The sequence below is a fragment of the Streptococcus bouchesdurhonensis genome, from assembly GCF_948472335.1.
Genome location: NZ_CAOKTW010000007.1, coordinates 114,903 through 140,921, shown reverse-complemented (window position 1 = coordinate 140,921; position 26,019 = coordinate 114,903). Strand labels below are relative to the sequence as shown.

The window sequence follows — 26,019 nt, the reverse complement described above, 5'->3', positions numbered from 1 at the left end:
GTTGTGAGTAGTATCGCGGTCTATTTCTGGGGAAAGATTCCCATTTGAACTTAAAAAGGAGTTATAATGAAAGTATTTCTTCAAAATAGAGATTTTAGGCAATTAACCATCAACCAGTGGATTTCAACGGTTGGGGATACGATTTTTTATCTGGCCTTTTTGAATTATGTGGCAGACGCCTCTTTTGCTCCTTTGGCGATTTTACTTATCACGATTTCAGAAACCCTGCCCCAAGTTCTACAAATCTTTCTGGGAGTTTTGGCGGATTTTCAACATCATCGTGTCTTGAAATATACAATTATTAGTTTTGCAAAATTTTTGCTTTACTCTATAGTGTCCTTATCGCTTTCAGGGCAGTCCTTTTCCTTAGTACTAGTAGCCTTTATTTGTCTGATTAACCTCTTGTCTGACACATTGAGTTATTTTTCAGGCGCCATGCTCACTCCGATTTTCATTAGAATTATTGGACAAGACCATCTGGCAGAAGCTATTGGATTTAAACAGTCAACTGTTAGTTTAGTGAAAACAATCAGTAATATTTTAGGAGGAGTCTTATTAGGTATTCTATCCATCCAGTTTATTTCCTTACTGAACGCTCTTACCTTTTTAATCGCATTTTTAGGTATCCTATTCATAAAAACTGACCTCTTGAAAGTAGAAAAAACGATTAGCTATCAAGAAGGACTCTCTGTAAAATCCTTTTGCCAGCATTTGCTCCAATCATCGAAATTGATATGGAATATGAATAAGGTGCTCTTAGTTTTGTTTATTATTTCTATTAGTCAAGCAGTGATAAATGTTACAGTTCCTGTTTCTACTCTGTTTTTGAGGAATCAACCCTTTTTGAATTTACAAACAGGTCAATCTCTTGCCTTGCTATCCACTTTTGAACTGTCAGCCCTGATTGTCGGAAGTCTTGTAAGTGGCTATCTGAAAAATACGATTTCTATAAAAACAGCTCTCTATGCCTCACTTGTCATCCAATTGCTTCTTCTAGTAGGATTTGCCACAGTTCGTTTTGACTGGATTCTTATCTTTAGTACCTTGGATGCCTTTTTCGCAGGTGTTCTCTCTCCTAGATTGCAAGAACTCGTCTTTAAACAAATACCTGAGGAGTCAATGGGAGCAGTTCAATCTTCTATCGGTGCTATTACGGTTGTTTTACCTAGCTTATTTACAATAGCTTTGGTAACCATTGCTACTAGCTTTGGAACTCTGGCAGTTAGCTTTGTTTTATTGCTATTTCTTCTAGTTGCCTTTGTCATGCTTCTGAATATTCGTGAAAGTATTTAGCGGAGAATTTGTTTAATATATGTTTGAGACTGGATTGCCAGTCTTTTTATGATGGTCAAAATCAACAGACTTTTTTCTCTTTCCTGAATGTGTTATAATAGTCCATGCTGTGGCTGGAGTCTTTTCAGCCCACCTATTAAGACAATATGAGGAGAAAGATGAAAGAAAAAGGATTTTGGGAGGGAGCGCAGGCAGCCATGCCAACGGCCCTTGGTTATGTCAGTATCGGACTTGCCTGTGGGATTATCGGTGCGCCCTATGTGACACCTGTTGAGATGGGCTTGATGAGCCTCTTTGTTTATGCTGGGAGCGCCCAGTTTGCCATGTTGGCCCTGATTGCGGTTCAAGCGCCTGTGGCTGCCATTGCTATGACGGTTTTTGATCAATTTGCGTCTCTTTTTGTTGAGTTTGCATGCGTCGACCTATTTTCGTCATACTAGTCTCTGGCACAATATCGGTATGTCTAGTATCTTGACGGATGAGACTTATGGTGTTTTGATGGGCGAATTGGCCCATGCAGACAAGGTCAATCCTATGTGGATGCACGGAAACAATCTTAACAGCTATGTGGCTTGGTTTGTGGGAACAGTTGCCGGAACGGCTCTGGGTGGTCTGTTACCAAATACAGAAATCTTTGGTTTAGATTTTGCCCTAGTTGGGATGTTTATCGGTATTTTTGCTTCGCAATTTCAGATTATGCAAAGACGGATTCCTGTCCGCAATCTGCTCATTATCCTAGCAGTTGTTGCGGTGTCCTTCTTTTTACTCTTGACAGTGGTGTCTCAGTCGCTAGCTGTTCTGTTTGCGACGCTACTTGGTTGTAGCATGGGGGTGGTTTTAGATGGTCAGTAAGTATCTTTTATTAGCAGTTATTTTCTCTGGTCTTGTGACCTGGATTCCCCGTATGATTCCCTTCATCTTGGTCAAGTATAAGGGCTTGCCTGCGATCGTTGAGCGTTTTTTGAAGTTCTTGCCCGTCTCTATTATTTTTGCCTTGATTCTTTCAAGCGTAGTGGCAGGTAAGGTTGGAAGTTTGCCTCAAATCAAATGGCTGGACTTCTTAGCCGTCTTTCCAACAGCTTGGGTAGCCTTTCGCTACCGCAATCTAGTCGGAACAGTTCTCTTTGGAGTGGTCTTGATTGCCGTCTTGCGTTTGGTCTTTTAATACTCTCCGAAAATCTCTTCAAACCACGTCAGCTTTGCCTTTCCGTAGGTATATGTAACTGACTTCGTCAGTCTTATCTCCAACCTCAAAACAGTGTTTTGAGCAACCTGTGGCTAGCTTTCTAGTTTGCTCTTTGATTTTCATTGAGTATAAATCAGCCATAAAGAAAACCTATCACAGATATAGATATCATATAATGGCGTAAATGGTCTTTTTCTGTTAAGATTATAAGGTATTCTATTTTGGAGGAAATGACATGAAAAAAATCGTTAAATACTCATCTCTTGCTGCTTTAGGGCTTGTTGCTGCAGGTGTTTTAGCAGCTTGCTCAGGTGGTGCTAAGAAAGAAGGAGAAGCAGCTAGCAAGAAAGAAATTATCGTTGCAACTAATGCTACACCAAAACCATTCAACTATGAAGAAAATGGCGAATTGACTGGTTACGAAATTGAAGTGGTTCGCGCTATCTTTAAAGACTCTGACAAGTATGATGTCAAGTTTGAGAAGACAGAGTGGTCAGGAGTCTTTGCAGGACTTGATGCCGACCGTTACAATATGGCTGTTGCCAACATCAGCTACACTAAAGAACGTGCTGAAAAATACCTTTATGCAGCTCCAACTGCTAAAAACCCTAACGTTCTTGTAGTGAAAAAAGATGACCCTAGCATCAAATCGCTTGATGATATCGGTGGAAAATCAACAGAAGTTGTTCAAGGGACAACTTCTGCTAAACAGCTAGAAGACTACAACAAACAACATTCAGATAATCCAACTGTCCTAAAGTATACTAAAGCAGACTTCCAACAAATCATGGGACGCTTGAGCGATGGCCAGTTTGACTACAAGATTTTTGATAAAATCGGTGTTGAAACAGTCATCAAGGACCAAGGTTTGGACAACTTGAAAGTTATCGAACTTCCAAGCGACCAACAACCTTATGTTTACCCACTTCTTGCTAAAGGTCAAGATGAGTTGAAAACATTTGTAGACAAACGTATCCAAGAACTCTACAAAGACGGAACTCTTGAAAAATTGTCAAAACAATTCTTCGGGGACACTTACCTACCAGCAGAAGCTGATATTAAATAATTATTTGAAATCATCCATTCTGAGTAAGGGGGTGATTTCTCAGTTTTTAGGGGTATAGTTTTAAACTATATATCTGGCTATCTAATAACAATTTGTGAAATCAAACAAATTGTGAGATACTAGTACGGTATTATTTTTAAGGAGAAAGAATCATGAAAATTAAAAAATGGCTTGGCCTAGCAGCCCTTGCTACAGTCGCAGGTTTGGCTCTTGCAGCTTGCGGAAACTCAGAAAAGAAAGCAGACAATGCAACAACTATCAAAATTGCAACTGTCAACCGTAGCGGTTCTGAAGAAGCGCGTTGGGATAAGGTCCAAGAATTGGTTAAAAAAGACGGCATCACTTTGGAATTTACAGAGTTCACAGACTACTCACAACCAAACAAGGCAACTGCTGACGGCGAAGTAGACTTGAACGCTTTCCAACACTATAACTTCTTGAACAACTGGAACAAAGAAAACGGAAAAGACCTTGTAGCGATTGCAGATACATACATCTCTCCAATCCGCCTTTACTCAGGTTTGAATGGAAGTGACAACAAGTACACTAAAGTAGAAGACATCCCAGCAAACGGAGAAATCGCTGTACCGAACGACGCTACAAACGAAAGTCGTGCGCTTTACTTGCTTCAATCAGCTGGCTTGATTAAATTGGACGTTTCAGGAACTGCTCTTGCAACAGTTGCTAACATCAAAGAAAATCCAAAGAACTTGAAAATCACTGAATTGGATGCTAGCCAAACAGCTCGTTCATTGTCATCAGTTGACGCTGCCGTTGTAAACAATACCTTCGTTACAGAAGCAAAATTGGACTACAAGAAAGCACTCTTCAAAGAACAAGCTGATGAAAACTCAAAACAATGGTACAACATCATCGTTGCGAAAAAAGATTGGGAAACATCACCTAAGGCTGATGCTATCAAGAAAGTGATCGCAGCTTACCACACAGATGAGGTGAAAAAAGTTATCGAAGAAACATCAGACGGTTTGGATCAACCAGTTTGGTAATAAGAAACAGGGAGGTGGGAGAGAGAATTCCACCTCTTGCTTTTGTATAGAGCATGAATTGTCAGGAAGAGTAGTTCATAGAAAGGTAGAGAGAATATGGTTTTTCCTAGCGAACAAGAACAAATTGAAAAATTTGAAAAAGATCATGTAGCCCAGCATTATTTTGAGGTTTTGCGTACCTTGATTTCTAAGAAATCAGTCTTTGCCCAGCAAGTGGGTCTCAAAGAAGTTGCCAACTATCTGGGTGAGATTTTCAAGCGTGTGGGGGCTGAAGTGGAGATTGATGAGACTTACACGGCGCCTTTTGTCATGGCGCATTTCAAGAGTTCGCGTCCAGATGCCAAGACCCTGATTTTCTATAACCACTATGACACTGTACCAGCGGACGGGGATCAGGTCTGGACAGAGGATCCCTTTACGCTTTCGGTCCGCAATGGCTTTATGTATGGGCGTGGAGTTGATGACGACAAGGGTCATATCACAGCTCGTTTGAGTGCTTTGAGAAAATACATGCAGCACCACGATGACCTGCCTGTCAACATCAGTTTTATCATGGAGGGAGCGGAGGAATCGGCCTCGACAGACCTAGATAAGTATCTGGAAAAACATGCGGATAAACTCCGTGGGGCGGATTTATTGGTCTGGGAACAAGGAACCAAAAATGCCTTGGAACAGCTGGAAATTTCTGGTGGAAATAAGGGGATTGTGACCTTTGATGCCAAGGTAAAAAGTGCGGATGTCGATATCCATTCTAGTTATGGTGGGGTTGTGGAATCAGCTCCTTGGTATCTCCTCCAAGCCTTACAGTCTCTTCGTGCTGCGGATGGCCGTATCTTGGTTGAAGGTTTGTACGAAGAAGTACAAGAGCCAAATGAACGAGAAATGTCCTTGCTAGAAACTTATGGTCAACGAAACCCAGAGGAAGTTAGTCGGATTTATGGATTGGAGTTGCCTCTCTTACAGGAGGAGCGGATGGCCTTTCTAAAACGTTTCTTTTTTGAACCAGCCCTTAATATCGAAGGGATTCAGTCAGGTTATCAAGGACAAGGAGTTAAAACGATTTTGCCTGCAGAAGCCAGTGCCAAGCTAGAGGTTCGTCTGGTTCCGGGCTTAGAACCGCATGATGTTCTGGAAAAAATTCGGAAACAGCTAGACAAAAATGGCTTTGATAGGGTAGAATTATACTATACCTTGGGAGAGATGAGCTATCGAAGCGATATGAGCGCACCAGCCATTCTCAATGTGATTGAGTTGGCCAAGAAATTCTATCCACAGGGCGTTTCAGTCTTGCCGACGACAGCAGGGACAGGGCCTATGCATACGGTCTTTGATGCCCTAGAGGTGCCAATGGTGGCCTTCGGTCTAGGAAATGCCAATAGCCGAGACCACGGTGGAGATGAGAACGTGCGAATCGCCGATTACTACACCCATATTGAATTAGTAGAGGAGCTGATTAGAAGCTATGAGTAGAGATATTATCAAGTTAGATCAGATCGATGTGACTTTTCACCAAAAGAGGAGAACTATCACAGCGGTCAAGGATGTGACCATTCACATCCAAGAAGGGGATATCTACGGAATCGTTGGATATTCTGGAGCAGGGAAATCAACCCTTGTACGGGTGATTAATCTCTTACAAAAACCATCTGCAGGGAAAATTACCATTGACGACGATGTGATTTTTGATGGTAAGGTCACCTTGACGGCCGAGCAGTTGCGTCGTAAACGTCAGGATATCGGGATGATTTTCCAGCACTTTAACCTGATGAGCCAAAAGACAGCAGAGGAGAATGTAGCCTTTGCCCTTAAACACTCTGGACTCAGCAAGGAAGACAAGAAGGCTAAAGTAGCTAAGTTGTTGGACTTGGTTGGTTTGGCAGACCGTGCTGAAAACTACCCTTCACAACTATCTGGTGGGCAAAAACAGCGTGTAGCCATTGCGCGTGCCTTGGCAAATGATCCAAAAATCTTGATTTCAGACGAGTCAACTTCTGCCCTTGACCCTAAGACAACCAAGCAGATTTTGGCCTTGTTGCAAGATTTGAACCAGAAATTAGGCTTGACAGTTGTCTTGATTACGCATGAAATGCAGATTGTCAAAGACATTGCCAACCGTGTAGCAGTTATGCAGGACGGACATTTGATTGAAGAGGGTAGTGTCCTTGAAATCTTCTCAGACCCTAAACAACCTTTGACTCAAGATTTTATCTCAACAGCGACAGGTATTGATGAAGCTATGGTCAAGATTGAGAAGCAAGAAATCGTGGAACATTTATCTGAAAACAGTATCTTGGTTCAACTCAAGTACGCAGGGGCTTCAACAGACGAGCCGCTTTTGAATGAATTGTACAAGCACTACCAAGTAACGGCCAATATCCTTTACGGAAATATTGAAATTCTCGATGGTACTCCTGTTGGTGAGCTTGTGGTTGTCTTGTCAGGGGAAAAAGAAGCCTTGGCAAGCGCTCAAGAGGCCATCCGTCAGGCTGGTGTGCAACTAAAAGTATTGAAGGGAGGACAGTAAGATGTCAGAATTGATTAAAGCATACTTACCAAATGTCTATAAGATGGGCTGGGCTGGTCAAGCAGGCTGGGGAACAGCCATCTACCTAACCCTTTATATGACAGTTCTTTCCTTTATCATCGGAGGGCTCTTGGGACTGGTGGCAGGTCTTTTCCTTGTCTTGACAGCGCCAGGTGGTGTCTTGGAAAATAAGGTCGTCTTCTGGATTTTAGATAAGATTACCTCTATTTTCCGTGCGGTTCCTTTCATCATTCTCTTGGCAGTCTTGTCACCCTTCTCTCATCTAATCGTAGGAACAAGCATTGGTCCAAATGCAGCTATCGTACCCCTATCTTTTGCGGTCTTTGCCTTCTTTGCCCGTCAAGTGCAGGTTGTCTTGGCTGAATTGGATGGTGGTGTCATTGAGGCGGCTCAAGCGAGCGGAGCGACTTTCTGGGACATCGTGGGTGTTTACCTATCAGAAGGTCTTCCAGATTTGATCCGTGTGACGACTGTGACCTTGATTTCCCTTGTTGGGGAAACAGCTATGGCGGGTGCGGTTGGAGCTGGTGGTATCGGTAACGTAGCCATCGCTTATGGATTTAATCGCTACAATCACGATGTGACCATCTTGGCAACCATCATTATCATCTTGATTATCTTTACAATCCAATTCTTGGGAGACTTCTTGACCAAGAAATTGAGCCATAAATAAAAAAGGGCTAGGCAATCTGTACATCATTCATAGGAGTTGTCGTTATCGTCAAGACTTGAAATTTTCTGTACTGGTTGCTATCAATCATCACTTTTATGAGTTAGAGAGTTAAGCATTGTGGGGAGTCAATATGCAAAATCTGGGAGAAGTTTTTAAAGAATTGAGAAAGAGTCGGAATGTATCTCTACAGGAGGCGACGGGAGGAGAGTTTACTTATTCCATGCTGAGCAAATTTGAGCGTGGAGAAGCAGACTTATCATCTATGAAATTGATTACTGCCTTAGATAACATCCACTCTGATTTGAATGAATTTATGTACTTGGTACGTGGTTTTTCTCAGAAAAAGGCTTTGGCTTTTCAAGAAAATCTCTGGGAACTATATGATAGAGAAGGGATTGATTCTCTCCACGCCTTGTATGAAGAGACGATTCAAAAGTATAGATCAAGTGGTGAAAAAAGCTATCTTTTACAAATGATTCGTATCAAAAGCCTTCTTGTGTTTTTTGATTCAGAAATAAGGGCAACGGATGAAGAACTGACTTTTCTCTATGACTATTTTTTACTATTGATATCTGGGGAAATTATGAATTGGAACTATTTTCAACGATTTCTACTTTGTTTCCTCTGCCCCTCTATTTTAAATATTCTAGGGAGATGTTGCAAAAGACGGATTTATTAGGCTCTTTACCTAGTAACAAAGTCGGTATTGATACCATTTTAATTAATGGACTTTTTAAAGCGATAGAGGAAAAGGATAAATTAAAAGCAGACTATTTTGTTTTTCAGATTGAAAAACGAGATCTACCAGAATCTCAAGCTTATCTTAAAATCATTTATATGATTGCTAAAGGGTATTATGATACTATTTTTAATGTAAACAAAGTATAAATTTCTAATTATCTTTTTATATTTTCTTAAATGCTCGTAAAGCCTTATTCTATGTGCTTTCGAGTATTTTTACTGTAGGAAGATACTTCACGTTTCTTTGCATATTTCCTCATGTCTTAGCTGTCAGAAGTGGTAAATAAGTAGTAAATTCATTTGTACTACTAAGCAACAAGACGCTCCTGTTGCTTCTCTTTATTCAAGCGTTTCATTTCTGCCATTGCAGAATCGAATGTTGCATGTGCGTAATAGTTCAGCGTCATGGCTATATTAGCATGTCCCATAATGTACTGTAATGCCTTTGGATTCATTCCTGCATTTGCATAGTTGGTACAGAATGTATGTCGCAAACTATGTGGAGTGATGTGTGGCAATTTATCCTCGTTATACTTATTGTATTTCTTAACAAGACCTTTCATCATGCCGTTGTAATCACTTGCCACTTTTGGATAGTTCTTTCTATTAAGAAAGAGGAAATCACTATATCCATCAATCTCAACACGCTTATCATTCTTTCGATTCGCTAACACTCGCTTAAATGCTTGATAGGCTTCTTCAACCATAGGAACTTGACGTTCGCCACTTTTGGTCTTTGGTGTTTCAATGTAGTACCCAATTTCAGTATCTCTCAATAGCTGATGGTCTATATTGACAAGACGATTCTCAAAATCTAAATCTGGAAGTGTCAAACCACCAAACTCTGAAATACGAAGACCTGTTTTTAAGAGTATCAGAATTTCATCATAATTTTTGCTGTAGGTTTTATCAGCTTTTGCAAAGGCTAACAGTTTTTCTTCCTGTTCTTCTGTTAGTACGGTCTTAGGGACAGTATCATCATCAAGAACTGCTTTCAGTTGAAAGTCAAATGGATTCTTCCGAACACAATCATCTTGTATAGCAATATAGAATGAAGCCTTTAAAGAACGTTTGTAGTTATTGATGGTTTGATAAGCATAACCATTTTCACTCATTCTAATAGCCCATTCTTTAGCGTCTGATGGCTTAATACTGTCAATACTTCTTACACCTAACTTGTCTTTCTTCAAAATATCCATAAGATATTTGCGTCCAGTTTCAGTGTTTTTTCTAACCTTTGGTCTTTGAGCGTTCTGTTTTGCGTAAAGCTGGCAGAGTGTCATTTTCTTTCCTACAACATCAATACCATCATGAATGTCTTTCTGTAACTCTGCGATTTTCTCTCTAAGTGAGATACAATCACGCTTTCCTGCTGGTACTCGGTCTGTAGCCACAAGTTTCCACGAGTAAACAAATTGCGGTTCTCCAAATGAATCTATATATTTGTATAAGTATCTTCCGTCTTTTCGTTGGCTCTCTCCAGTCTTTAAGATTCGACCTTTATTGTCACGTCTTTTTTCTGACATGGCATTTGCTCCTTTCCTTTATGGAAAGAGCCTTGATACGACTTAATACTATTTTATCATATACAAGACCCTTTGGCGACGCTAGATTGCGTCCAATGTATCTATAATTTTTTCAAATTGTTTTCGTTTAATCTGAATACGATTGCCATTCATAATCAGCCAATTTGCATTTTTATTTTCCTCTGCCAAGCGTCGTAGCTTGTTTTCGCCAATACGAAAATATTTTGACGCTTCTTCAATGGTTAGGGTATAACGTTCCCAAATAGGAATGTCAGTCTGCTTCATAAAATCCTCCTTTCCAAATCACTTATTTGGATTTCATAAAAGTTGTTTTACCAGCAATCGAACAGCTTTAGCAAAGCTCACGGGAGTTCCACCCCTGCATGGTTCTCATGTAGCCATACTCATTGCCTGCGACGGTTTTATCACGCTCGGACTATTGACTGTATGGGAGTATCATTATCACGATAAGAATGTCGTTGCAGGCAATCCTGCTAAAGATTGCTTCTCGGATCACTAACATGAATCGCTCGCTATCTTTATAAGATAGGTCATGGCGGTTAGTTCCGTTGGCTCTTTTCTTATCGAAACGTATTCGATTACTTTTATTCAGTTTTCAAAGAACAATGGCTCGTTAGCCTATCAAAACACATTGAAAGCTCATGCTTTGGTGGAATAACAAACCTCCCTGTTCGGGAAGCGTGGAATGGTTTAGCACGCTTCCACGAAAGGAGAGAGGATATTACTTAATTTCAAATGACAAAATCTTTGTAATCAGTCTGGTTTCCATTCTTCCACGTAAGACTTCATCAACGACCATACTTTGATTGCCATATTCATCTTTCATAAGTCGTAGGGAACGCTTCGTTATGTACCCTCTGTAATGATGTAGAATCTGGTTAATCGCTTCGGTATCGCCATCTGTTGCCTTTACAATGAGAGGAAAGGGAATCATAGGATATTGTGTTTTCATTCTTCAAATTCCTCCATAAACTTTTTAATTAAGGCTAGTCCACTGGTTCTATGCCGATAGACAGTAGAACGGTTCAATTTCAACAGGTCTGCAATTTCTGAATCGCTCATGTCCATAAAGTAAAACAGCAGTAGAATTTCACGTTTCTTGTCTGGCAACTCACGTAATGCTTCACTCAACAAATCATTTTCAACGCCTACTGATAACCCATTGAGTGTAAAAATCTGAAAGTCAGTTGAATAGTTATCTGTTGTCGCAAACTGGCTAACAAGATAATCGCCAACATCCGAAAAGGACACCTCACGCTTTGCAATCCTTGAAAGATAAAGCATATAATTCTTTCGCTCGTCTTCCATAGCACGTTTACAGATATAGTCAAACTGATTTTCTATTGTGGTCTGAAAAGAAGATGGTTTCATGTTTCTCACCCCCTTTCTGTCTAGGAAAGGAAGTGAGCCTTGCTCGTTTATCTCCTTTCACTCTTAGTCCCAATGTGAAAGGGGGATTTGTTGCATTACTGATAAATAAACTTTGTAAAAAAGTTCTGAATAGCCAAAAAAGCATATAAACAGATTTATTTCTCTGTTTACATGCTTCTGTTATTCTATCTATATGATTTATAAAACCACATTGGTGGACGTACTTATCTATTGCAGATAGACGACTTTTTTTGACAAGAACCCAATGTAAGGAAATTTATTGTATATGATGTACTTCATGGCGACGTTGACCTCCAACAAACCGCCATTTGGAAGTAATATACAATATTTTAACAGCGTAAATAGCACTACCATATAACGGTTTTTTTATTGGCGTTTAGTAGTGCTTTTTATTAAATATAAACCTATAAACCATATAACACGTTTTTCTATACCTGTTTTTAATTCAGTAGGGACAATAAAATGTATAGAGGTGGTCTACTATGCGTAAAAAAGAAGATAAATATGATTTTAGAGCCTTTGGTTTAGCCATTAAAGAAGCTCGATTGAAACGAGGTTTAACTCGTGAACAAGTGGGAGCATTGATTGAAATTGACCCACGGTACTTAACTAATATTGAAAATAAAGGGCAACACCCCAGCATACAAGTTCTTTATGACCTTGTATCGTTACTTCATGTTTCCGTTGATGAATTTTTCTTACCTGCTAATAACTTGGTAAAAAGCACCCGACGATTACAGATAGAGAAATACATGGATAGCTTTACAGACAAAGAACTATCCTTAATGGAATCTTTAGCCAGCGGTATCAACGAAGCAAGAAACATCGAAGACTAATTAAAAGAATCCATACATAACGGAAAGAGCCGATAAAATGAGATTGTATTAATCTCATTTTATCGGCTCTGCGTCTTTGCGTCTGGCTCTGTAATCACAGTTACTTTGAACTGCTTTATTTCAATTAAATTTTCTTGTCTGCATTTCGGACGATAGAGGGGGAATTTTTTTAATTCAGTATCTTCCCTTATCTTTAATCGTGTTTTATTTCCACATACAGGACACAATATCCACTTGTAGTTTATAATAACTATCTCCTCCTTTACACTTTAATTCAAATCTTTATTAAAAAATATTTCATCTTATTTAACAAGAAACCATATTTATATAACAACATAAAATACACTAAGTTATTTTATTGAACATATATCGTACTTTATCTATCCGACTATTTGGACGACGGGGCTGGCAAACAGGTTCACGTAGTAACATGGTACCCTTTTAACTCTGTTAAACAAACACTACGTCCATTTGTAAAGAAAGTTAAATCACTACGATATTCTTGAATACACCGAGCAGGGATTTCTCCACTAAGAATGACCTCATTATTTTTCAATTGAGTGTCTACGATGTTCGCACAATATTTAGGAGCATCGTTGTATGCTCGTGAAAGATATTCCTGTGGCGCATAAATTTTAAAACTAAGATATGGCTCTAACAATTCTGTTCCAGCTTTTTTTAAGACTTGTTCCAATACAATAGGAGCAAGCATCCGAAAATCTGCTGGGGTACTAACAGGGCTATAGTATAAGCCATACTTAAAACAGATTTTACAGTCCGTCACATTCCAACCATACAATCCTTGTTCACAGCCATAGCGTATCCCCTCCATAACTGCATTTTGAAACGATTGATTTAAGTATCCAAGAGAAACCGAGCTCTCATACTGTACTCCGCTCCCTAATGGAAGCTGTGCTACAGATAGACCAATGGAAGCCCAGAAAGGATTCGGTGGAACTTCGATGTGAATGGTATACTCTGCTTTTTTTAACGGTCTTTCCATATAAATGACTGTAGGCTCTTTTATTTCTATCTCCACATGATACTTTTCTTGCAGCAGAGCACAAGTCACTTCCATTTGTACTTTCCCTAAGAAAGAAAGTATGATTTCATGTGTCGCAGAATCCACATAATATCGCAGAAGCGGGTCACTGTCGGAGATTTCTAAAAGTGCATCAAGTAACATTTCCCTTTGTTGAGGTTTGCTCGGTTCAACAGTCGTTTGCAGCAGAGGGAGGGGATTTTCAATTCTCTCTCTCTGTGGCAATAGCTTTGTATCTCCAAGAACACTATTTAACTTCAAAAACTCATTCTGCAAAATAACAATTTCCCCAATAAGCCTTATCGATTTTACATAATTCACCATTTATTGAAGTATACATTTCTGTAATTTTTATTTTTTCCTTTTCCGATATTCTAACCGAATCTCGCAAATGCAGTACGCCACTATAAAGACGTATATATGCAAGACGCTGTCTTTTTTCCGAATACTCAATTTTGAAAACATTTCCGCAAAGTTCAGACGGACCTCGATGTGTTGATGAATAAAATTTATTCGTAATCACTTCTATAAGGTTATCAATCCCTATATTGTTTTTTGCACTTCCGTGATAAACAGGGAACAGGGAACAATTATGAAATCTTATGCTTTCCTCTTGTTCGAGTTCCAATGCTTCTAATGATTTACTAGGACATATATTTCTCTAAAAGGTCATCGTTTCCCTCTATTACCGTATCCCATTGTTCAGATTCGGTAAAGTTCGTCACACACATATTAGGATACAGTTCTACCTTCTGTTTGATTACAATTTCGGCAGAAAGTTTCTCTTTAATATCCTGATAAACCGTTGATAAATCAATTCCATTTTGGTCAATCTTATTGATAAAAAAGATTGTGGGAATCCCCATTTTCCTAAGTGCATGAAATAATATACGAGTTTGTGCTTGTACGCCATCTTTTGCAGAAATCAGTAGAATTGCCCCATCTAATACTGATAATGAACGATATACTTCTGCTAAGAAATCCATATGTCCTGGCGTGTCTATGATGTTCACCTTCGTATTTTCCCACTGAAAAGAGGTTATTCCTGTCTGAATTGTAATTCCTCTCTGACGTTCTAAAAGCGTATTATCCGTCCTCGTTGTACCTTTGTCCACGCTTCCTAATTCTGTAATCGCTCCACTGTTATATAATAAGCTTTCTGTTAAGGTAGTTTTTCCTGCATCAACATGAGCTAAAACTCCAATATTAATAATTTTCATGTGATTTTCCTCCATTCAAAAACCCAAAAGGGCATAAAAATCCCAGTGATAAATACTTTTATCACTGGGATTTTTATGCATAACCATAGGTATACAAAGCATACAGATATTCTCCGATACTTTAGAATCACATGATAAAGGTATTCTTAAACTGGGTACAAAAAACTAAGCCCTCCTAAAAAAGGACATCCAATTATTTGTTCCCACTATCAAATTGACAGTTTATTTAAGAATACCTTGCCGCATATTTATTAACTCCTTTTAAATAGATACTTAAATTATAGCACGTAAGAGCATATTTGTAAAGGAATCTCCAATTTTTTATCAAAGAGAGTACGTGATTACAAAATAGCTGTAATAATGTACCAATATTTGTTATTCTATAATCTTCCAATTACTCCCGTTCTTTTCAAGTACCAAATCAAATTGAGATACCTGCGTTGCTTTGGTCTGCTGGTCGATATACTCCACTGTCAGCGATACCGTGACTTGATTATCCTTACGATTGTGAATAGGATTTACCAGTTCTTGAAAGATGTACTCTTTTCCGATTGGTTTTAATATCCCGTCATTCACATAGTAGGAAAGTTCACTGGCTGTCGCTGTAGGATAGAGCTTGAAGAACGTCGTTAAAAACTCATTGATTTCATTGGTTGTAATGGAATCAACCGTCCCCTCACTTTCAATGGCTTTTGGTTTATAACTTGATTTCTTAGGTATGTTGGTAATGGTCGGATTCTTAACCAGTACCATATTTCCAGAACCATCTACATAGACACTCACTATATAAGCAGAGTGGACGGTCTTTGTATTTTCTCCCTCTGTAATGAGCTGGTCTACACTGTAGGTTACATTAAACTCATTGTCGCCAGTTGGCTCTACCGTCCATATCTGAAATCCTCTTACAGAAGACGATACAGGAATATCTTTGCGTACTGTATCAACATTGAGAGCTTGAAGTTCATCTGTCAGATAGCCTTTTAGACTTTCCATTCGATTATCAATGGACTTATCGGATTGCTCCCATGAATAGTAGACTTTCGCAAAGTTCTCTACAAAATTTTCTACATGATGAGTATCAACGTATTCCTTTTCTATGATAGTTGTTTCGTGAATAGTATGAGTATCTATAGCTGTAAAGTGCTTGAATATCGCAAAGCTGAAACTAAGCCCTAAAAGTACCCACAAGGCAATCACAACCTTTTTATGAGGATTGACCTTATAGTAGACACGAGGTTTCTTTTCCTTTGGTATCTGTTTTTCTTTATTCTGATTTTTTCTAAATTTCATCATTAAATCTTCCTTTCTCATTGTTTGATTCGTCCTGCTCCCACTAAATGCTGTTGCCAGTAGGGGCTTGTTAAGTCGGCATAACCGATTGGGTCGCCTGCATGAAACATACGGTTATTGCCAAGGTATATCCCAACATGAGTAATATAAGAGCCAGCGTTATAGGTAGAATGAAAGAAAACCAAATCGCCAGCTTGTGCTTCCGATAGTGGGATATGCTGGGTCACATCATATTGCTGTTGTGCGGTTCGTGGTAAGTTAATTCCAGCTTTTCCATACGTCCATTGTGTCAGTCCGCTACAATCAAAAAGTAGTCGGGGAAGCTCCACCGTAAACGTATCGCCAGCCCTCATATTTCAGTGCTTCGTCCATGATGGCTTGTACCGTATCATCATCAAACTCTGTTGTGACAAGATACTGCGTTACCAGTTGCACATAAAACATATTGCCATAGTTGTATCGCCAGCCCCCATTGATAGGTATGGCTATGGGATTGGGGTAAGACACTTTTTCGCCACCTGAATACTCTTTTGAGAAACTTTGAGCCAGTTCAAAGGTATATTTATTTCCACGATTAGCCACATACCCTAAGAAACCACCACCATAATTGTAGGACTGGATAACCGATTCTAAATCTACACTGAGCCTTTCGCTACTGGCTAATAATTCACTGAAATACTTCACACCTTGCTTAATGGATTCTTCTGTACTCAATGAATTAGGTGGAAGACCGAGGGATTCCGAGGACTGCATAACATCTTCCGCAGTACCGCCCGATTCCACCTGTATAATCGCAAGAAGTATGTTGACATATTCTTCAACGCCATATTCTTTGGCATATTTTTCTACCATAGGCTTATGAGCCAGCACTTCTGCGGAAACATTCACACCTCCATAATGAATATTGGAAATTCCGCTGTCCTGTTCATCTGAAAATAAAATGGCAACAAACAGAAGCAGTGAGAAGACCATCAAGAATAATCCAGAACCACCAATCACTAAAGTTTTCAACTTCATGGTTTCTTACCGACTTTCTTAATGGTGGCGGTTTTGATTGGTGGTCTACTTCTTGTATTTTGTAGTGGTACTCTTTGAACAGTAGACGGACGTTCTTTTGTGATTGGACGTTGTGAAGTTCTATCTGCTGTAGTGGTTGAAGTTGCTGGCTTTTGAACGGTTTTTTCTTGAACGGTATTGCCTTGGCGTTCCACTTTTGGACTTGAAAAATCGGACTTAACTGCTGGACGCTCTTGTTTGGCTTGTTGAGATTCCTTATATGAAGTCTGAATATTAGACTGTTTTGAGGTCTGTTCATCATGATATTGTTCTTGTCTTGTAGTCGGTCTTTCATGAACAGAAGAAGCAGGCTGTTTTTTCTGTTTGACCTGTTCCATTTCAGAGCGACGCTTCGCAATGGTTTTTCGCCTTTGTTCCTGCTGTTCCTTGCGTCCACTGGCTCTGTCCGCTTTGGTTTGAGAAATACTACTGGTTAAATCACGGACATTCTCTTTTACTTTGGATTTTCCTTGATATACTGCATATCTTGCATTGGTCGGCAAATCTTTAACCTGTTCTTTCAAACCACTAGCAGTGTCTACCATTCTGTCTTTGGTATCAGCTACTGTACCGATGGTTTGACCGATACGTTTTCCAAGTGTTGATTTTTCCTTTCCGTCTGGTCGGGAGTGATCTGCTTGTGTCCTTGCAGAACTCCCCGAACCCGACTGTCCTTTTTTACCTGTAACAATGGCAGACCCAGCCCCTAGAGTAGTCATGGAACGTCCAAGTTTCCGCTGTAGACGGTGCATGTGAGCGTGCATAAGCATACGAGGTTTTCTCATCACACGACTTCCCACACTTTGAGAATCGTTACTTGTAGAGAAAACATACTCATTAAATCGCCCAGCTTGAAGTAGATTCCTGCAAAGGTCACAATCTGTAGAAAAGCAATCAAAAAGAACGGATAACCAGCCGATAAGGTATAGAGCATGGTTGAAATACTAAATGCTGTCGTAATAATCAATGTGATTCCAGCTCGTGTCAAAATGGTATTAAAGAGCTTTGTTATGGCTCGTTTTGACATACCATCAAATGATGGAATCATGCTTAAAATAAAGCTCACAGGCAGAAACATAGCATAGATGATAAAAAGTACCTGCGAGAAAATCATGATTCCTGTTAATAGGAATACAAATATGGAAATCCCAATATTGAAGACAAATAGGAAGAAGACTGTACCTAAACGGTTAATGGTCTTTGTAATGGTTAGATTGGTATTGCTTCTGTCTTCAATTTCTTCCGCAACAATTTTTTCTCTGTCTTCGCCATTGTTGGAATCTGGGCTGGTGGAGAGCAGGCTTTCCACACGGTCAATACCGATACTTTCAATGTCTGAACTGTTGTATTGAAGCAGTAGCCACGGTTGCTGAACCTGTATGGAAAACAGGCTATCTCTGATTAAGTCCACGCTGTCCTTGCCTTGACTATCGGAATGGGGCATGACAATCTTCGTGCCAAAAGTGATAAACTGGCATTACTGATGTCTGATGAAAAGTCATTGATTTTTTTAATGTAGTCGGGAGCGTAGGCAATAAAGGAAGCCGATAGGATAAACACCAGCACAAAATTCATAATGGCATGAATTGCCTTTGTGGTTTCTCTCTTTATCAGTCCCGTATAGGCAACATAAACCCCAAGAACCAAAATCAAGAGTAAGAGGAATCCAACATAGAAACCCTCTGTTGAAAATCCGTTTGCACTCACACCAGCTAAGGTCTGCATATTCTTACCAATGGAATCTGCTGTAGCGGAAATGAAGTCTAAGGAATAGGCTTCCTGTACTAAGTAACCTGTCGCATTGGAAACATACAAACTGATTGTCCAAATAAAATTGGTAATGGCATATAGTCCATACATGACCTGTTTTCCAATCCCGTCCGACCAGTTCCACGGAAGCCAGCCCCAGCTATTATCCACATAAAAATCCAGTTGATAGTTTTCAAGTGGGTATCGGCTGTATTCATTTGCCACATTGACCGTATCATCTACCAAGCCCGCAGCTTGAACCACCGTTCCCAGCATGGCTAAAAGAAAAATGGCAATCACAAGTGTGAAAGCCACTGTCATTGCCACTTTACCTAGACGTTTCAGCGTCCAGTTTGATTTTATTCTGTTTACTATTGATGGTTTCACATTTACACCTCTTTTCGCACAGGTGGTCTGGTATCAAAGGCATGGAGCAGTTCTTCAAATACAGGGTGGAACTGTATCACACCGACACGACCATATAAATCACTGATAAGGCATTGCCCGTTTTCCAAATCACGCAATCGCTTCTGATTGTTTTCGTCCTCTGGGTCTACACCAAAAAAGGCTAAGGTCTTTTTAATCTCGTTAAGGTCAGTGGAACGAAATGCAAATTTTAAGCCGAGGTTATTTTTCAGTTTTTCATCTAAGAGGTCGTCTGTATTTTGGGTCACGAAATATACCCCAGCGTTCATAGCACGACCAGCCCGAACCAGCTTCATAGATAGTGTTTTTCCTTGTGCTACCTGTAAAAAGCTCCATGCTTCGTCTAAATCTACAATCTTGAAAATGCTTCGGTCTGTATGGATAAAGTCTAAAGCAAAGGTACTAATGACAATCAGCATAGCAACGGATAAAAGCTCCATAGTGGTATATTCCTCAAAGGAAGTTTCCTTGTCGGGAAGTACCAAGTCCGCAACCTGTATAATGTTCAGTTGTTTTTCTAAGCTGATAGACTGCTCCACATAACCATTACTGAATAATAAATGTGCAAAGTCATAGTCTGTAAAACTTTCGATATGGTCGGCTATACTGGTACTTAGTGGCGTATTCTCAACCCGTAATTCCTCAATCACTTTCATCAACCCTCGTACTTCACTATTGGTTACTGCACGAATGGCTTTTCTAAGGATTGGGAAGCGTTCCCCATCACGAGAGGAAATCCCCGTAAGGAATGTCAGAATATCAATAGCCAGTGATTCAGAATCTTTGGGATTTTTCATAATCACATAAGGGTCAAGTAAGCCTTTGTTTTTCTCATCAGAAGTCAGAGTGACGATATTGATTTCATGGGAAATCTCTGGCAAGGTTTCTTTCCATCTGCCACGTTCTGCTTTTGGGTCTACAATCACTGCTTGTGCCCCATAAAGCACCGCATAATAGACGATAAGGTTATTCGCAAAGGATTTACCACCACCCAGCGAACCAACAAAAGCCGACGCTAACGCATTGGTTACTGAACCCTTAACCCCTTGACTGGCAAGAGCAGGTTTCAGATAGACATTGCGTCCAGTATCTAAGCTGTAGCCAACATAAATCCCCTCATTTTCCCCAGCATTTGAGTAGCACCAAAACCTAAACCAGCGAGGAAATCAGAGGTCACGTATTGAATATAATCATTCATATAACGCTTGCTGGCAGGTAAAAATTCTTCATGTAAGCCGAGCATATCCCCAAATGGTCGTACCAGTTTTACGCTTAAATCGTCATAAAAATCTTTCACTTCATTACAACGACGTTTGAGTTCGTCAAGATCATTTGCTGATACCCTTACCACATAAGACAGCTTGTACATAGATTCCTTGCTTTGGTCTAAATTGGTTTCCAGCTCATTCACACTTTCCAGAGCTTCCGCCACATTGGAGCTGGTTTCATTATCACTTTGCCAAGCGTGGTTATCCAAGTCTTTCAGTTCTTTCTTTTTATTGCGGACAGTAGATAGGGCTTTACGATTCGCTACAATTTCCACATTCATTGACGTATCAATCGGGAATGTAAATTGCTGTTGCTGGTAGTAGAAGATTTCAGAGGACGGGAAGTCCAGTTCTCCGACAATGCTGTTAATGGTAAAGTAAGCTACATAGACGGTTTCATCTTCCTGCTGGATTTTCAAATATCGCTGTTTTTCTTCCACCAAACAGCGAGTAGGCTTAATCAAGTCATAGTATTTAATCAGCGTTTCATTATCCAGCTTTTTCTTTGATAGATGGTACTCATACTCTTCATAGGCAGTGCCTGTCTGTCCGTAAAGGTGTTCAATCAGATAGCCGAAGTCGTCCTTATCTAACCTGCGGATTTTGAAACGACGAGAGATTTTATTTTCTAAGAGCTTTTCCATCTTCTGAAAACGCAGGATTTCATCATTACTCATACTAACAAAATCGCCCATCAGCTTATGGTTCACATCATAGACAAAATCAGACAAAGCATTTTTTGCTTCAACGGTAAGACTTTTCATAGAAAACTCCTGATCGTTGAGAAGCAACTTAAAGCCGATAAAGAAACGGTAGTTCACTTGATTTTCGCCAATCATGGATATTAAAGCGTCTGTCTGTTGGTCGATTTTGTCATAGGCAACCGCTTTGAGCTTGCCAGTGACTTCATTTTTGGAACGCTCTTGTGCAGAACGTATGCTGGATTCTGTACTGATTTGTAAAGCATGAATTTTGCCATCACGATTTTGTGCGATAAGCTGTCTGAAAGAATCATGCACTTGTATTTTCTGTTCTGGACTTAGAAATGAGTAATTGTAAGGAACAAGCTCATAGTAAGCATAACATTCCCCGTCTTTATTCCAGACGAGATTGTTTTCAATGTATTTAATTGGATATGCCATAAAATTCACTCCTAACTGCTGTAATGGCTTCTTGTGGCTGGTTTCTGCCAAGCGTTACTTTTTTCCTGCATAGGTCAGCTTTGGTCGCAGTGCATAAGCAATGACAGACTTCAAAAATCCATAAGGCTTTTTACCATCAAAAGTTTTTGTAGACATAAACCATGTGAAAGCCACAGGAATCCCAAAGTATTTGAGAAATGCTCCCTCTATCATGGAAAGAGGGGGCAAGTTGCCAAGTATCATCACTGCAAAGAGTGACACGACAAACCATGTCATTTGCGTAAAGGTTATGGGAAACGGAAGTCTAAAATCATTGATAGAATACAGTACCTTTTCCACAGACCAGATACTGGTATAGCTTCGTATTTTCTTCATGTAATCAATCCTTTCATAAAAAATAGGGGTAGCTGATTGAGCCACCCCGTAAAATAGAAAATCTGCCAGTAGTAATGTACCGACAGATTTAATAGACGATTTCAAAAATCCCATGATTGGTTGAGATAAACGTTCCTGAAAGGTCTAAATCCCGACCATAGGCTTGATAATCAATATAGTTTTGAAGACTAGCTGGTACTTCGCCTAAAGCACCCGTTTCTTCAATGTAGTAGCGTGCCACGTCATACATATCATCACAATCGGAATGAATGATAATATCCTCTTGATGTTCGCTTAGTTCTTCAATGCTTGAAAAATGAGTGAGCAGAGCAGATAGCTCCGATTGTAATTCTTCGGGTAATTCCGATACCATTTCCCATAGTCGATTGAGTTCGCCAATGGAAGTGTATTCGTCAACCGTAAAGGGTAACTCGTAGTCATGAATGGCGTATTCCTCATATTCATCATTCAAGCCGATTTTCTCTTTGACTTCCTCAAAGTCAATGGGAAAGGTAAACCACGCACCGACCAATTCGCCCTCATTGTATTTGCCTAAATTCGCAATATAGACTTGCATATCGTCCATATATTCACGTCCTTTCTTTGTAGAGATTCAAAAATCCCTACCGCACTTCGTTTGGTGTACCATTCCTTTGCGGAACATAAGAAAACCACTTATATTCCACAAAAGAACGGTTTTATTTAAGCACCAATAATGCGATTGAATAGCTCTAGTAAAATGTCTTTTACTCCAGCAGCGTTGAAGACTAAGCCAACCGCAATAATCGCAATAATTAAAAAGCCAATCAGTTTGCTAAACTCACGCTTGAAGCCAAGATACAAGCCAATCACAACGATTGCTAAAAGCACCAGTGATTGAGCGTTTGATAGAAACCAGTTATAAAGGTTTTGTCCAAAATTCATAAAAATGTTCTCCTCTCTATATTCAATGAATTTGTATTTGAGTTATTTTTTTGTTGTTATCACGTCCTGTTCTTTTACTGACTGTTGCTTCAAAATCTGCTTGTGTCGGTCTGTCAGTTTCGCATGGTCGAGAATGTCTTTTACAACCTGCGTCTGGTTGATTTCATCAAGTTTAATCGCAACCTTTAAGGTCGGGGCAACTTGATGAGATAGCCAGTTCAGCGTCCTTTGGAAGGAGTAAGGCTCTGGTTTTGTGGTTAGTTTTAATCGTTCACGATTGTTCCCAATAAACCAAGCCCATTCTTCATTCAGTTTCCAATCAGAACGAGGTTTGGAATCGTCTTTATCTACAAAACGGATATACCGATTGATAATTTTAAAGGCGGTATGCTCTGGATTGTCATAGACGAGTAAATCACGGACTGCATAATAGGCACGCTCATTTTTCAATCGAATCTCAAAACGGTTTTTTACTTCTGCGTCTTCAATGGGAATATCATTTTTCTTGTACTGCTCGTAGTCCTTTTCATAGATACAGAAATAAACTTCACTTTGTAATGAACCGATATAGAGGGTGTTTCCCATACATTCCTTTTCCTCTTTGCGTACCAGTTCGCCACTGCGATAGCTTTTAAAACTGCGGAAGACGGAGATACATTCTTCCTGTTGGCACTTTTCAGTGAGTACAGGGATATTCAAAATCCCTGTCTTATCGTTAATGGCAAGGTCAAGGCGTTTCATCACACCGCCAGCCACCAAAACGTCCATAAAGAACTCATACCAGCTTCTTTGTTGTGCCAGAAGATAGCTTTCAAATTGTCTGCACCCACGACCTTTCAATTCCACCAGAACTCCTTTGTCCAGTTCATGGGAGCAAAGGACGAATATGTCGCCTAAAGCATAATGCTCTGAATAAGAATAGAAACCATAGTCCTCATGAAGAAAATAGGACAGTTTCAGTTGTAAGATGTTTTCGACCACCTGCTGTACGTCTGTTGTCGGAAAGCGAATCCTTACATAATCAAACAGCATTTCAAGGGGAGCGTCGGGATTGAAGCGTTCCAGAGCTTCCCAAAGGGACTGCTGTAAATCCTCTGATGGCTTGACTTTTCCTGTTTCAATATCGCTTAGATACTGCCTTGTAATACCAGTCGCAACAGCTAAACGGTTTTGAGATAGTCCATAAGCCAAGCGTTTTTCTTTTAAATGCTGTAACCAAGTTTGTTCATTCAGTAAAAATCCCTCCAATCAAAAAGGCGTATGTCAACTTTTAAAGCCCATTTGACATACGCTGAAATTTTGTAAATCCCTTGTAACCAAAGGATTTTCTAATGTTTTTTTGACTGTTTCCTGTCGATTTGTACCCCCTGTTAGATACGGGGGGTTAAGTGCTGGCGTGGCTATTGCCACACCAGCCAGCAAGATCAGTCCACACCTGCGACTTCCGCTTCGCACGTCGCCTGCGTGGACTGTCTGCTGTTGGATAACTTTTTAATTTCCTCCAAGAAATCATATCCTTTTGGTACAAGGGGAGTATAAAACTCTGATATGACACTTGTTCCTACATCAACATAGCCACGACCTTTGATTCGCTTTAAGAAGAAATCCTTTTGTACGTCACTGCCAAACATCATGCCATAGCCCATTTCAGACATACGACCTAAAGCCACTCTGAAATTAAACTGATCACGGATTCCGTCGCCTAAATATTTTGCGTCTGGACGTTGACAAGCCAGTATTAGAAAGAAGCCAGCTTGACGACCTAACATGACAATCTGTTTCAGCTTATTCATAACTGCGGTGTTTTCTTTTGTTCCCAGCATTTCCATGAAAGCGACGTATTCATCAAAGATTAAGAAGTGTGCTTAGAGACCTAAGTAAGCATAATTTTTGCCAGTCTTATAGTTCTTCATCTGCTTCATTTCCTCACTACGTTTCATCATTTCTTCATAGAATGTTTCAATGCAAGAAAGCAAGTCTTCTTTTCTATAGTAGACATTTGCCATCACAGAACCTAAGTCCGCAAGGTCAGCATTTTTCGGGTCAAGAATATACAGTTTTGAATCTGTATGAAGCAAGGCTTCAATCAGTGTCAGTATAAAGTAAGTTTTACCGCCACCTGTACCACCAGCAATCAACATATGAGGGAGCTTATCATATTCCCACCATACGTTTTTCATTAAGCGAAGTTTACCATCTTTAGCTTCTACTTCATCAATAGAAATACGACTGGCTATGGTGTCATAGAGCAAAGTATATTCCACATAGGAATCCTTTAACTCTTTATCCGTCAGCTCACAGTACAAGCCACTCTCTAATTTCTTTTCCAAGTGTAAGAGTTGGTCTTGATATTTTCCCAGCGTGATTTCCACCCGTATCTGTATCAAGCCATTTTTAAGTCGATAATACATTTTAGGGAAGTAGGTTATCTTTTCCTTTGTACGACCAGCACTATCTTTAAAGAGAACCCTCTGTTTTGACCTGTTCAGATTCATACCACTTGTTTTCAAGTATCATCTTTGCCAGTTTTTGACGGTGGTAAAGTTGTTTAACCGTATCATAGCGAACCCGTTTGAATACAAACGCTACCAGCAAGCAGATAAGAATTGCGACACTGAAACTGATAATTAAATAGGGAATGTCAATCTTATCTGCTTGTGATAGGTTAAAATCCTGCCAGTTGATCTGCTGGATTGTCTTCACATGAAACAGTCCGACAACCAGCAGGAAAACAGGCAGGAGTGACGCTATCGTAAAATGAAAGACTAAATCTTTACCAGATGGGCGAATCCTTTTACCACGCTGTTTCATGCGAAAAAGTCTCCTTTCTACCTAGCGACTATTTGTCTTGTGTCGGTTCTTTCTTTGCTTGTGGTTGAGCTTTGAATGAACTAGAATCCTTTGTCAGCACAATATCGTCTGCCTTGATATACCAGTCAACATCTGCTCCTTGATAGGTGGCAGTAGCAACGGTGTCCGCAATGGGATTGATAAGTTCCACCCGTGCGTTATAATCAAACTCTTTCAAAGGCACGCTGGCAGGAATACTTACTTGAATCATGCGTCCTTGTCCTTTGGATTTTAAGTCATAGGTACGTTCCTTGATTTCATCTGAAACCGACCCGTCTTCATTTTGGATTCTCACTTCACGACGTAGAGCAGAGAATTTCAATTCTCCAAAAGTCGTGTCTTTATCTAATACAATGCCATTTGCTAATCTCATCATTTTTCCTCTCTTTCT

At 39.8% G+C, this 26,019-nt stretch carries 22 protein-coding genes and 7 pseudogenes; 11 read left to right on the top strand and 18 right to left on the bottom strand.

Features of this window, described 5'->3' with window-relative positions; genetic code table 11:
- Positions 1–66: 66 nt before the first annotated feature.
- The 3 genes and pseudogenes from QMQ21_RS12465 to QMQ21_RS12455 all read left to right on the top strand — a co-directional run bounded on the left by QMQ21_RS12465 (position 67) and on the right by QMQ21_RS12455 (position 2,458).
- Positions 67–1,293 (top strand): MFS transporter, encoded by a 1,227-nt coding sequence (locus QMQ21_RS12465; protein ID WP_023935536.1) that lies wholly within the window; start codon positions 67–69, stop codon positions 1,291–1,293.
- Positions 1,294–1,490: 197 nt separating this feature from the next.
- Positions 1,491–2,145: pseudogene (locus QMQ21_RS12460) on the top strand (AzlC family ABC transporter permease).
- On the top strand, positions 2,135–2,458 hold the full coding sequence (locus tag QMQ21_RS12455) for an AzlD domain-containing protein (RefSeq protein ID WP_000253927.1): 324 nt from the start codon (positions 2,135–2,137) through the stop codon (positions 2,456–2,458). Before QMQ21_RS12460 ends, QMQ21_RS12455 begins: the two are co-directional and overlap by 11 nt.
- 18 nt (positions 2,459–2,476) lie before the next feature.
- Here QMQ21_RS12455 and QMQ21_RS12450 read toward each other — a convergent pair whose 3' ends face one another.
- Complete coding sequence (locus tag QMQ21_RS12450; RefSeq protein ID WP_166736624.1) at positions 2,477–2,620, bottom strand: hypothetical protein; 144 nt, start codon at positions 2,618–2,620, stop codon at positions 2,477–2,479.
- A gap of 94 nt (positions 2,621–2,714) precedes the next feature.
- Here QMQ21_RS12450 and QMQ21_RS12445 point away from each other — a divergent pair, with 94 nt between their 5' ends.
- The 7 genes from QMQ21_RS12445 to QMQ21_RS12415 all read left to right on the top strand — a co-directional run bounded on the left by QMQ21_RS12445 (position 2,715) and on the right by QMQ21_RS12415 (position 8,658).
- Positions 2,715–3,545, top strand: a complete 831-nt coding sequence (locus QMQ21_RS12445; RefSeq protein WP_023935540.1) for an amino acid ABC transporter substrate-binding protein — start codon at positions 2,715–2,717, stop codon at positions 3,543–3,545.
- Positions 3,546–3,697: 152 nt separating this feature from the next.
- Entirely contained in the window at positions 3,698–4,552 is an 855-nt protein-coding gene (locus tag QMQ21_RS12440) for a MetQ/NlpA family ABC transporter substrate-binding protein (RefSeq protein WP_000694496.1), read from the top strand.
- Positions 4,553–4,648: 96 nt separating this feature from the next.
- On the top strand, positions 4,649–6,022 hold the full coding sequence (locus tag QMQ21_RS12435; protein ID WP_023935542.1) for a M20 family metallopeptidase: 1,374 nt from the start codon (positions 4,649–4,651) through the stop codon (positions 6,020–6,022).
- Positions 6,015–7,076, top strand: coding sequence for a methionine ABC transporter ATP-binding protein (locus QMQ21_RS12430; RefSeq protein WP_023935544.1), 1,062 nt, complete (start codon positions 6,015–6,017; stop codon positions 7,074–7,076). The genes QMQ21_RS12435 and QMQ21_RS12430 overlap by 8 nt, the downstream gene beginning before the upstream one ends.
- Position 7,077: 1 nt before the next feature.
- On the top strand, positions 7,078–7,770 hold the full coding sequence (locus QMQ21_RS12425; RefSeq protein ID WP_261814545.1) for a methionine ABC transporter permease: 693 nt from the start codon (positions 7,078–7,080) through the stop codon (positions 7,768–7,770).
- Between the two features lie 130 nt (positions 7,771–7,900).
- Positions 7,901–8,449 carry a helix-turn-helix domain-containing protein gene (locus QMQ21_RS12420; RefSeq protein WP_226373499.1) on the top strand — a complete coding sequence of 183 codons (549 nt, stop codon included), beginning with the start codon at positions 7,901–7,903 and terminating at the stop codon, positions 8,447–8,449.
- Positions 8,359–8,658 carry an Rgg family transcriptional regulator gene (locus QMQ21_RS12415; protein WP_306291436.1) on the top strand — a complete coding sequence of 100 codons (300 nt, stop codon included), beginning with the start codon at positions 8,359–8,361 and terminating at the stop codon, positions 8,656–8,658. Before QMQ21_RS12420 ends, QMQ21_RS12415 begins: the two co-directional genes overlap by 91 nt.
- Before the next feature lie 161 nt (positions 8,659–8,819).
- Here QMQ21_RS12415 and QMQ21_RS12410 read toward each other — a convergent pair whose 3' ends face one another.
- The 4 genes from QMQ21_RS12410 to QMQ21_RS12390 all read right to left on the bottom strand — a co-directional run bounded on the left by QMQ21_RS12410 (position 8,820) and on the right by QMQ21_RS12390 (position 11,429).
- Complete coding sequence (locus QMQ21_RS12410) at positions 8,820–10,037, bottom strand: tyrosine-type recombinase/integrase (protein ID WP_001291561.1); 1,218 nt, start codon at positions 10,035–10,037, stop codon at positions 8,820–8,822.
- Positions 10,038–10,118: 81 nt separating this feature from the next.
- Positions 10,119–10,322 (bottom strand): excisionase, encoded by a 204-nt coding sequence (locus QMQ21_RS12405; protein WP_000814511.1) that lies wholly within the window; start codon positions 10,320–10,322, stop codon positions 10,119–10,121.
- A 457-nt stretch (positions 10,323–10,779) separates the two neighbouring features.
- Complete coding sequence (locus QMQ21_RS12395; protein ID WP_000857133.1) at positions 10,780–11,010, bottom strand: helix-turn-helix domain-containing protein; 231 nt, start codon at positions 11,008–11,010, stop codon at positions 10,780–10,782.
- A complete protein-coding gene (locus QMQ21_RS12390; protein ID WP_000804885.1) occupies positions 11,007–11,429 on the bottom strand; it encodes a sigma-70 family RNA polymerase sigma factor in 423 nt (140 codons plus the stop codon). Before QMQ21_RS12390 ends, QMQ21_RS12395 begins: the two co-directional genes overlap by 4 nt.
- Positions 11,430–11,932: 503 nt before the next feature.
- Here QMQ21_RS12390 and QMQ21_RS12385 point away from each other — a divergent pair.
- A complete protein-coding gene (locus QMQ21_RS12385) occupies positions 11,933–12,286 on the top strand; it encodes a helix-turn-helix transcriptional regulator (protein ID WP_001227347.1) in 354 nt (117 codons plus the stop codon).
- A 59-nt stretch (positions 12,287–12,345) separates the two neighbouring features.
- Here QMQ21_RS12385 and QMQ21_RS12380 read toward each other — a convergent pair whose 3' ends face one another.
- From QMQ21_RS12380 to QMQ21_RS12315, 13 genes and pseudogenes are all read right to left on the bottom strand, one after another.
- A complete protein-coding gene (locus QMQ21_RS12380; protein ID WP_261814544.1) occupies positions 12,346–12,513 on the bottom strand; it encodes a cysteine-rich KTR domain-containing protein in 168 nt (55 codons plus the stop codon).
- A gap of 118 nt (positions 12,514–12,631) precedes the next feature.
- Positions 12,632–14,548, bottom strand: a pseudogene (tet(M), locus tag QMQ21_RS12375) (tetracycline resistance ribosomal protection protein Tet(M)).
- Positions 14,549–14,563: 15 nt separating this feature from the next.
- Positions 14,564–14,611: pseudogene (locus tag QMQ21_RS19500) on the bottom strand (hypothetical protein); the annotation flags it as partial.
- Between the two features lie 312 nt (positions 14,612–14,923).
- Positions 14,924–15,859, bottom strand: coding sequence for a conjugal transfer protein (locus tag QMQ21_RS12365; protein ID WP_001224320.1), 936 nt, complete (start codon positions 15,857–15,859; stop codon positions 14,924–14,926).
- Positions 15,856–16,855: pseudogene (locus tag QMQ21_RS12360) on the bottom strand (bifunctional lytic transglycosylase/C40 family peptidase). Before QMQ21_RS12360 ends, QMQ21_RS12365 begins: the two are co-directional and overlap by 4 nt.
- Positions 16,852–19,030 (bottom strand): annotated as a pseudogene (locus QMQ21_RS12355) (CD3337/EF1877 family mobilome membrane protein). The pseudogenes QMQ21_RS12360 and QMQ21_RS12355 overlap by 4 nt, the downstream one beginning before the upstream one ends.
- Before the next feature lie 2 nt (positions 19,031–19,032).
- A pseudogene (gene tcpF / locus QMQ21_RS12350) lies at positions 19,033–21,479 on the bottom strand (conjugal transfer ATPase TcpF).
- A 54-nt stretch (positions 21,480–21,533) separates the two neighbouring features.
- Positions 21,534–21,854 carry a conjugal transfer protein gene (locus QMQ21_RS12345; RefSeq protein WP_425604046.1) on the bottom strand — a complete coding sequence of 107 codons (321 nt, stop codon included), beginning with the start codon at positions 21,852–21,854 and terminating at the stop codon, positions 21,534–21,536.
- Positions 21,855–21,942: 88 nt separating this feature from the next.
- Positions 21,943–22,440: an antirestriction protein ArdA gene (locus QMQ21_RS12340; protein ID WP_000342539.1), complete on the bottom strand. Its 498-nt coding sequence runs from the start codon at positions 22,438–22,440 to the stop codon at positions 21,943–21,945.
- Positions 22,441–22,556: 116 nt separating this feature from the next.
- Complete coding sequence (locus QMQ21_RS12335) at positions 22,557–22,778, bottom strand: hypothetical protein (RefSeq protein ID WP_001009056.1); 222 nt, start codon at positions 22,776–22,778, stop codon at positions 22,557–22,559.
- Positions 22,779–22,820: 42 nt separating this feature from the next.
- Positions 22,821–24,026: a MobT family relaxase gene (gene mobT, locus QMQ21_RS12330; RefSeq protein WP_000398284.1), complete on the bottom strand. Its 1,206-nt coding sequence runs from the start codon at positions 24,024–24,026 to the stop codon at positions 22,821–22,823.
- A gap of 176 nt (positions 24,027–24,202) precedes the next feature.
- Positions 24,203–25,589, bottom strand: a pseudogene (locus QMQ21_RS12320) (FtsK/SpoIIIE domain-containing protein).
- Positions 25,590–25,617: 28 nt separating this feature from the next.
- A complete protein-coding gene (locus QMQ21_RS12315) occupies positions 25,618–26,004 on the bottom strand; it encodes a YdcP family protein (protein WP_000985015.1) in 387 nt (128 codons plus the stop codon).
- Positions 26,005–26,019: the final 15 nt, after the last annotated feature.